At 65.0% G+C, this 8,004-nt stretch carries 8 protein-coding genes; all 8 read right to left on the reverse strand.

The features are described 5' to 3' along the window. Nucleotides 1-213 precede the first annotated feature (213 nt). Nucleotides 214-1,227, reverse strand: a complete 1,014-nt coding sequence (locus tag RDM88_RS10315; RefSeq protein ID WP_308754759.1) for an NAD(P)H-dependent glycerol-3-phosphate dehydrogenase — start codon at nucleotides 1,225-1,227, stop codon at nucleotides 214-216. Nucleotides 1,228-1,269: 42 nt separating this feature from the next. Then, complete coding sequence (gene plsY, locus RDM88_RS10320) at nucleotides 1,270-1,929, reverse strand: glycerol-3-phosphate 1-O-acyltransferase PlsY (protein WP_308754760.1); 660 nt, start codon at nucleotides 1,927-1,929, stop codon at nucleotides 1,270-1,272. A gap of 32 nt (nucleotides 1,930-1,961) precedes the next feature. Further along, nucleotides 1,962-3,260 (reverse strand): ribosome biogenesis GTPase Der, encoded by a 1,299-nt coding sequence (der, locus tag RDM88_RS10325; RefSeq protein WP_308754761.1) that lies wholly within the window; start codon nucleotides 3,258-3,260, stop codon nucleotides 1,962-1,964. Nucleotide 3,261: 1 nt separating this feature from the next. Further along, the gene (locus RDM88_RS10330) at nucleotides 3,262-4,656 is read right to left on the reverse strand and encodes a DUF512 domain-containing protein (protein ID WP_308754762.1); all 1,395 of its coding nucleotides are present in this window, start codon (nucleotides 4,654-4,656) and stop codon (nucleotides 3,262-3,264) included. 14 nt (nucleotides 4,657-4,670) lie between these two features. After that, on the reverse strand, nucleotides 4,671-4,853 hold the full coding sequence (gene rpmF / locus RDM88_RS10335) for a 50S ribosomal protein L32 (RefSeq protein WP_308754763.1): 183 nt from the start codon (nucleotides 4,851-4,853) through the stop codon (nucleotides 4,671-4,673). An 80-nt stretch (nucleotides 4,854-4,933) separates the two neighbouring features. Then, on the reverse strand, nucleotides 4,934-5,431 hold the full coding sequence (locus RDM88_RS10340) for a DUF177 domain-containing protein (protein ID WP_308754764.1): 498 nt from the start codon (nucleotides 5,429-5,431) through the stop codon (nucleotides 4,934-4,936). A 131-nt stretch (nucleotides 5,432-5,562) separates the two neighbouring features. Continuing rightward, complete coding sequence (locus RDM88_RS10345) at nucleotides 5,563-5,790, reverse strand: hypothetical protein (RefSeq protein ID WP_308754765.1); 228 nt, start codon at nucleotides 5,788-5,790, stop codon at nucleotides 5,563-5,565. After that, nucleotides 5,777-7,357 (reverse strand): CoA-transferase, encoded by a 1,581-nt coding sequence (locus RDM88_RS10350; RefSeq protein ID WP_308754766.1) that lies wholly within the window; start codon nucleotides 7,355-7,357, stop codon nucleotides 5,777-5,779. The genes RDM88_RS10345 and RDM88_RS10350 overlap by 14 nt, the downstream gene beginning before the upstream one ends. Nucleotides 7,358-8,004: the final 647 nt, after the last annotated feature.

Consider the following 8,004-nt stretch of genomic DNA (forward strand, 5'->3'; position numbering starts at 1 on the left):
AGGCCAACCGGAGGCGGCGCGGGGTCGCAGGGGCAAAGCCCCTCGCGCCCTTCTTCCGTCGACTTCTTGGGCGAGCAAGAAGTCGACCCGCCCGCCGGGGCGGGACCCGGCAACTCCGCCACTCGGTGAGCGGAACATCTAAAACCGCCGCCTTCTGGGCGGAAAATCCCAGAAGGATTCCGCCGCTCGATGAGCGGCAAACAACGAAAACCCTCAGCGGCTGAGAAGCCAGATGACCTCCGACTCGTGGCGCTTGGGGCGGTCCATGAGGTTGCGGATCGCCTCGTCGGGGCTGCGGTCCTCGTAGAGCACCGCGTACACCTGCTCGATGATCGGCATTTCGACGTTCCGTTTCCGGGAGAGCTCGTAGGCGCACTTGGTGGCGGTATAGCCCTCGACGGTCATGCCAACCTCGTCGATCGCCTGCCGGGCGGTACGGCCCTTGCCGATCAGGATGCCGGCGCGGCGGTTGCGGGAGTGCATCGAGGTGCAGGTGACGATCAGATCGCCCATGCCGGAGAGCCCGGCGAACGTCTCGGTCGAGGCGCCCATCGCCACGCCGAGGCGGGCGATCTCGGTGAGCCCGCGGGTCATGAGGGCGGCCTTGGCGTTGTCGCCGAGCCCCAGCCCGTCGCAGGCGCCCGAGGCGAGCGCAATCACGTTTTTGAGCGCGCCGCCCAATTCCACGCCGGTGACGTCGTCGTTGACATAGATGCGCAGGGTGGGGTTCATCAGCGTGTCCTGCACAAACTCCGCGGCGGCGCGGTTCCGGGAGGCGGCCACGACGGTCGTGGGCACGCCGCGCGCGACCTCCTCCGCGTGGGAGGGGCCGGAGACCATGACGACGCTGTTGTGGGGCAGCTCCTCCGCGATGACGACCGACAGCGATTTGAGCGACTCCTGCTCAAAGCCCTTGGCCACGCAGGAGACGACCGCTTCGGGGGAGAGGATCCCCTTTACCGAGGCGCAGACGCCGCGCACGGCGAAGGAGGGGGTCGCGACGATGACCAGGTCGGCGTCCGACCGCTCGGGAAGCTGCCAGATCATCCCGACAGACGGGGGAATGATCACGCCGGGCAGCAGCTTTTTATGCTCCCGCGCGGCGGAAAGGGTTTCGATCTCCTGCTGGAACGGGGAATAGAGGGTGACCCGGTGCCCGCACTTGTCGCACATGACGGCGAGCGCGGTCCCAAAGCCGCCCGCCCCGAGAATGAGGATGTTTGCCATGGAGGTTCCTCCTTACACACATTGCGCGGAACGGCCGGAAGGTCATTCCCGCTTGTTTTTATCCTGCCCGAAGCGGTATTCGGTGCCGTTCAAAAGGCGCTTGATGTTTTCGCGGTGCATAAACGCGCCCAGCCCGCTGAGCAGCAGAGCGAAGAGCAGGTCGAAGCCGAAGGGCCGGCCGGTGAAGTGGTCGACGGCCACCGTGAAGATGGGAAAGAGCACATAGCCGATGATCACGGTGAGCGAGACGATCTTGACGATGAAGACTACCGGAACGAGCAGCACCACCAGCAGCAGAAAGACCTTCCAGTTGAGCATGAGCACGACGCCCAGGCTGGTGAGCACCCCCTTGCCCCCCTTGAAGCCGAAGTAGAGGGGGAAGAGGTGGCCGAGCAGCGCGAAGAAGCCCGCTATGTAGCCGCCGTCGACGGCGGCGACCCCCAGCAGCAGGAAGATGATCCGGCCGAGGGCGACGGCCACCACCCCTTTGCCGAAGTCCCCGACGGCGGTCAGGGCGGCCATCTTCTTGCCATAGTTGCGCAGGATGTTGGTCATGCCCGCGTTGCCGCTGCCGTGCCTGCGCACGTCGTCCTGCGCGCCGATGCGGGAGACGATCACCGCGAAGCTCACGCTTCCGATCAGGTAGGCGGCCAGCGCGGCCGCGGCCGCGGCCATCCAGAAGCGGGGGGTAAACATATTCATTTCATCACACCCTCAAAGCGTTATTTGCCGGGTCATTTCTTTCCGTCGTCCCGCTCGCGCACCACGATGCGCACCGGGGTCCCCTCCATCCCGAAGGTGGAGCGGATCTGGTTTTCGAGGTAGCGCTGGTAGGAGAAGTGGAACAGCTCCCTGTCGTTGCAGAAGAAGACGAAGGTCGGCGGGCGGGTGGTCGCCTGGGTGCAGAAGTAGATGCGCAGCCGCTTGCCCTTGTCGGTGGGCGGCTGCACCCGCGCCGTCGCGTAGGAGAGCATGTCGTTGAGCCGCCCGGTGGGGACGCGCATCGCGTTCTGGGCGTTGACGAAGTTGATCAGCTCGTAGAGCTTGTCGATCCGCTGGCCCGTCTTGGCGGAGATGAAGATGAAGGGCACGTAGGACATGAAGGAAAAGTCGTTTTCGAGCTTTTTGCGGTACTCCTGCATCGTGCGCCCGTCCTTGTCGACGGCGTCCCACTTGTTGACCGCCACGATGCAGCCCTTTCCCTGCTCGTGCGCGTAGCCCGCCACCTTGCTGTCCTGCTCGGTGAAGCCGACCGTCGCGTCGAGCATGATGACGCACACGTCGCTGCGGTCGACCGCCATATAGGCGCGCAGCACGCTGTACCGCTCGATGCCCGCCGTGTCGATGAAGACGTATTTGCCGAACGCGTTTTCCACCACCGTGTCGGTCGCGTCACGGGTGGTGCCCGCCACGTCCGAGACGATCACCCGCTCCTCCCCGGCCACGCGGTTGATGAGGGAGGACTTGCCGACGTTCGGCTTGCCGATGACTGCCACCCGGACATATTCGGGATCGTAGGAGTCCTGCGCGTCGAAATCGATGTGCGAAAAGCAGGCGTCGAGCAGGTCGCCGGTGCCGTGTCCGTGCACCGAGGACACCGCGATCGGGTCCCCGAGGCCGAGGTTGTAGAATTCGTAGAACTCGGGCGGCGGCTCGCCCAGCCGGTCGGCCTTGTTGACCGCCAGCACCACCGGCTTGCCGCTCTTCTGGAGCATGACCGCCACGTCCTGGTCGTTGGCCGTCACGCCCGACTGGATATCCACCACGAGGATGATCACGTCGGCTGAATCGATCGCGAGCTGCGCCTGGCGGCGCATCTGCGAAAGGATCTGGTCGTCCGAATAGGGCTCGATGCCGCCGGTGTCCACCAGCATCACCGTTTTGCCGCGCCATTCGCACTCGTAATAGATGCGGTCGCGTGTCACGCCGGGCGTGTCCTGCACAATCGAGATGCGCGCGCCCGCCAGTTTATTGAAGAGGGTCGATTTCCCCACGTTGGGGCGGCCCACGATTGCTATCAGCGGTTTGGACATGCTATTCCTCCTTTGCCGCGGAGACGCCCGCGCGGCCGGTCATGGCCGCGTAGAGCTCGTATCCGTCGTTGTCCACCGGCAGAACCGGCACGCCGAGCGCCTCTTCGAGCGCCCCGAGCGTCATGTCGTCCAGAAATTTGTCCCGCTCGTGCCGGAGCATGGCCGACGGCAGCAGCACCCGGTCGCCGAGCGCCCCTCCGCCGAGCTGCTCCGCGAGGTCGGCGCCGGTCACCAGCCCCGCGACGGTGATCTTCTCGCCGAAAAAGCGGTTTTCGATCGCGCGCACCCGGATGTCGACGCCCGGATAGCGGTCCATCACCCGCCGCGCCAGCGACGAGATGAGCGGGTAGGCCGCCTTGCCGGTGGCCATCGTGAAGACGCCCTCCGCGGCCGCCTCCCCGTCGTCGTCCGAAAACGCGCCGGAAAACTCGTCCTCCAGCAGGGAGAGCAGGCCCACGCCGTTTTCGAGCTGGCTGAACTCGCCGTAGTAGCCCGCCTCCGGGATGGGGCGGCCCGCCAGCAGGAAGAACTCGTCGGACGGATAGGCCACCCGCTCGCCGTGCCCCTCCAGCATCTCCCGCTGGAACGCCTCGATGCGGTCGATCGTGTCGCCGGCCTCCGCAGCGGTGAAGGACCGCAGCTCGGCCAGTCCCTCGCGGTATCTGGTCAGCCCCACCGGCACGCAGGCGACGCTCTGCACGCCCGGATATAGCTTGCCCAGGTCGGCGAGCGTTTTTGCAAGCGCCTCCCCGTCGTTCCAGCCGGGGCAGAGCACGAGCTGGGTGTTGACGCGGACGCCCGCCCTCGCCAGCCGCTCGATATACCGTAGCGACCCGGCCGCGTTGGGGTTCTTCATCATCGCCACCCGCAGCGCGGGGTCGGTCGTGTGGACCGACACGTTCACGGGGGAGATGTGCATCTCTATGATACGGTCAATATCCGCATCCGTCAAGTTGGTCAGCGTGATATAGTTCCCGAAGAGGAAGGAAAGCCGGCTGTCGTCGTCCTTGAAGTAGAGGCTTTCGCGCATGCCGGGGGGCATCTGGTCGATGAAGCAGAAGATGCACCTGTTTTTGCAGGAGTGCTGTTTGTCCATCAGGTAGGTCTCGAAGTCGAGACCGATATCGTCGTACTCCGCCTTCCTGATGCGCGCCGAATAGGGCGCGCCTCCCCGCAGCAGCGACAGCTCGAGCTGCCGGTCGGTCATATAGAACCGGTAGTCGAGCACGTCGTTGATGGGGCGGCCGCCGATCGTGAGCAGCGTGTCGCCCGGGCGGATGCCCGCGCGCGCCGCGTGGGACCCGGGGGCGACGGTCTGGATGAGAACTGGCATGGTGGGCGCTCCTCCTTTGGAAAACAAGAAAAAAGAGGTGGAAAACTTCCACCTCCGTCGCACATCGCTTTCGGCTCTTACGCCTCGACCTTGATTACTTCCCTGTCTTTGTAGTAACCGCAGCTGGGGCAAACCTTATGGGGAGCCTTCAGCTCGCCGCAATGGGTGCATTTCGAGAATGCGGGAGCATCCAGTTTCCAAACGTTGGAACGCCTTTTGTTTTTACGCGCTTTCGAGGATTTTCTCTTTGGTACTGCCATCTTGTGGCACCCCCTTCAATCTGTTATGTTACCGGTACCCGCGCCTGTTAGCCGGAGCAGGCGCCGCTTTTGTTACAAAGCTAGTCCTTCAGCAGTTCCCGGAGTTTGTCCAGCCTCGGGTCCCGCTCGGTTCGGTCGCAGCCGCATTCCCCCTCGTTGAGGTTTGCGCCGCATTTGGGACAGAGCCCCTTACAGTCGTCGCCGCACAGGATCGAGGTGGGGAGTTCGAGGAGAATATCGGAGGTCGCCAGCTCCGCCAAATCGAGCTTGCCGTCCGGTATTACTATATACTCATCGTTGTCCTCACGGTTCAGGGATAAAACCACCGTGTGCGAGAATTCCTGATGCCCGGGCCTGGTGAGCGGCGTAAGACACCGGTCGCACACCGTCTCGAGCACGAAATCCACCGTATAGCCGACGTCCACGATTCCCGCGCGGTTGCGCGCGATGCCGGCGATCCTGACAGGCTGGCGGAACAGCCCGCTTCCCCACCGCCTGACGTCCCCAAGGTCCAGCGCCGCGGAAAATTCCTGCGTCTCGCCCGGGTTGTCGAACAGTTTGGAGAGATCGACCTTCATGCGTCACACTCCGTTCGGTCGCGTTTTCGGGGTTCGCATCTGCGGATTTGAGCGCAGTGCCCCCCGCAAATGTCACGAAGATTATTATAACCGCTCCATCCGCGAATGTCAAGGGTGCGCGGACAAAAAGATCAGCGGAGGAGCTCAAGCAGGGCGGCGACATAGACCGCCGTGCCAACGGCTCCGATGAGCGCCCCAATTTTTCGCAAGAGCCCGGGATGCCGTTTCTCAAACGCCTTTTGGATGGACCGGTGGGAGGGCGTGCCTCCCCGTCCGGAGGCGGTCATCCATGCGAAAAACAGCCATACGAGGTACGCGGCGGTCACGGGAAGCAGGCCCGCCAGCTTATCCGGCGTCATTTTGGCGCGCCTCCGCGAAAGAAAGGTCCATCGTTTTCAGGTCCTCCGCGACCGCCGCGTCAAAGTCGAGCAGGTCGAGGATGTCGCGGCGCAGGTCGATCCCCGGCGCGATCTCGCAGATCTCGAGCCCCCGCTCCCCCAGCCGGAAGACGCACCGCTCGGTGACGTAGAGCACCCGCTGGCCCGACCTGTGGGCGTTGAGCGCCGAAAAGCTCACACTCTGCACCGCCCTTACGAACTTGCGCACCCGCCCTTCCCGCAGGATGCGCAGCTTCCCGTCCTCCACCGCGACCTCCAGGCCGCCCGCCGTGAAGTTGACGCAGAAGACGATCCGCCCGGTCGACTGGGTGATATTCGCAAAGCCGCCGATCCCCGCCGGGCGGCCGGGCAGCCGGTGTGCGTTGACGCTGCCGTCGCTTCCGACCTCGAAGCCGCCCATGAAGCAGATATCCAGTCCGCCGCCGTCGTAAAAATCGAACTGCTGGGAGGTGTCCGTAATGACGTCCGCGCCGATCGTCGCGCCGAAGGCGAGCCCCGGCGCGGGCAGCCCGCCGATGCCGCCCGATTCCACGGTAAGCGTCAGGGAGCCCAGCAGTCCGAGCCGCGCGGCGGCCGGACCGACCGTCTCGGGGATGCCGATGCCGATGTTGACCACGTCGCCCGCTCGCAGCTCTTTCGCGGCGCGCGCGCCGATAATCTCGTGCGAGAGGTTCGCCGCCTGCTCCCCGCGCTTTCCCGACAGCCGCAGACGCCCCATCCAGTAGTCCATATGCGTGGGCGGCACATGGATATCCCCCGAGAGGGAGGGGTTGTATTCGGTTTTGATGATCTGGTGCTGGTCGGGGCAGACGACCACCGCGTCGACGAGCACCCCCGGCACGATGACGCTGCGCGGACGGGTAAAGACGGGCGACAGCCCCTCGACCTGCACGATCACCCTGCCGCCGTTCGCCTTGGTCGCCTGCGCGAGCGAAAGCGCGTCGGCCGTGACGCACTCCTTGTCGAAGGTGATGTTGCCGTTGGGGTCGGCGGCCGTGCCGCGGATGAACGCCACGTCGAATTTGGGCGCGCGGTAGAAGAGCAGCTCCTCTCCGTCCACCTCAACCAGCTTCACCCACGCCTCTTTGGAACGCTCGTTGAGGCCGGGGCCCTCGAGCCGCGGGTCGACGAAAAGGTTGAGCCCCACCCGGGTGTACACCCCCGGCTGCCGTCCCGCCGCGGCGCGCTGCATCTGCGCCATCACGCCGAGCGGCATGTTGTATCCCTCAATCCGGTTTTCGCTGATCATCCGGAGCGCCGCCGGCATGCTCATGAAGTGCCCCGCCACGATGCTCTTGACCGCGCCCGCGGCGATGTACGGATCGGCGCACAGCCGCTCGTCCCATCCGCCGAAGCCGGACGCGCAGTAGAGGGTCAGCCCGTTCGGGTGGCCGCTTTCGGCATAGCGCGCGGCCAGCGCGTCCTGCAGCCGCGAGGGGTTTGCAAGGGACAGAAACGCGTTGATGCCGATCGTATCGCCGTCGCTCACGAGCGCGGCGGCCTCCTGCGGGGTCATGATCTGGAACATGGCGGGGCCCCCTTCCTGTTGTTACCGCTCCATTGTACCCGAACGGCGGCGCGGTTGCAACCCGTTTTCTTTTGCCGCTCATCGAGCGGCGGAGATTGTCGGGCTGCGCCCGGCGGCGGTCTTGGATTTTCCGCCCAGCAGGCGGAGGACCTGCCGGTAGTCGACCGGTGATAGTCTTAGATCATCCGCTCATCGAGCGGCACAGTTTGTCGGTAGTCGACCGACAGCGACCCTATTGTCTCGGCCTAAGAGCCGCCCTACGGGCGGTTGGCCTCGATCGGCGGCTGCGGCCGCGCTCTTGTACGGACAAGAAATAGGGGAAAGAAGCCGCAAGGGGAGACCCCCTTGACCCCCGCGCCGCCTCCGGTTGGCCTTCGGCCAAAGTCGGCGGCGCCTGTGACACGGATCAATGAACGAGTGTACAGCAACCAGCCCGCCGCCGCGCCGCGGGCGCAATGCCTCTGCCGGAGAGCCTCCGGAACCGTACCAGAGGTACACGCGTGGAGGCGCGGACGGCTTCGCCGCGCCTTCCGTCTCCACACGCTGGGAGAACCGAGACTAGGTTGAGCCCTCAGGACGCACGTCAGTTGCGGCCCCAGACCGCAACTGACCTCGCGATCGGTCAAGCCGATGCGCGTGCGCCTCAC

It is taken from the genome of uncultured Anaerotruncus sp. (assembly GCF_902490045.1).
Taxonomy (GTDB): domain Bacteria; phylum Bacillota; class Clostridia; order Oscillospirales; family Ruminococcaceae; genus Anaerotruncus.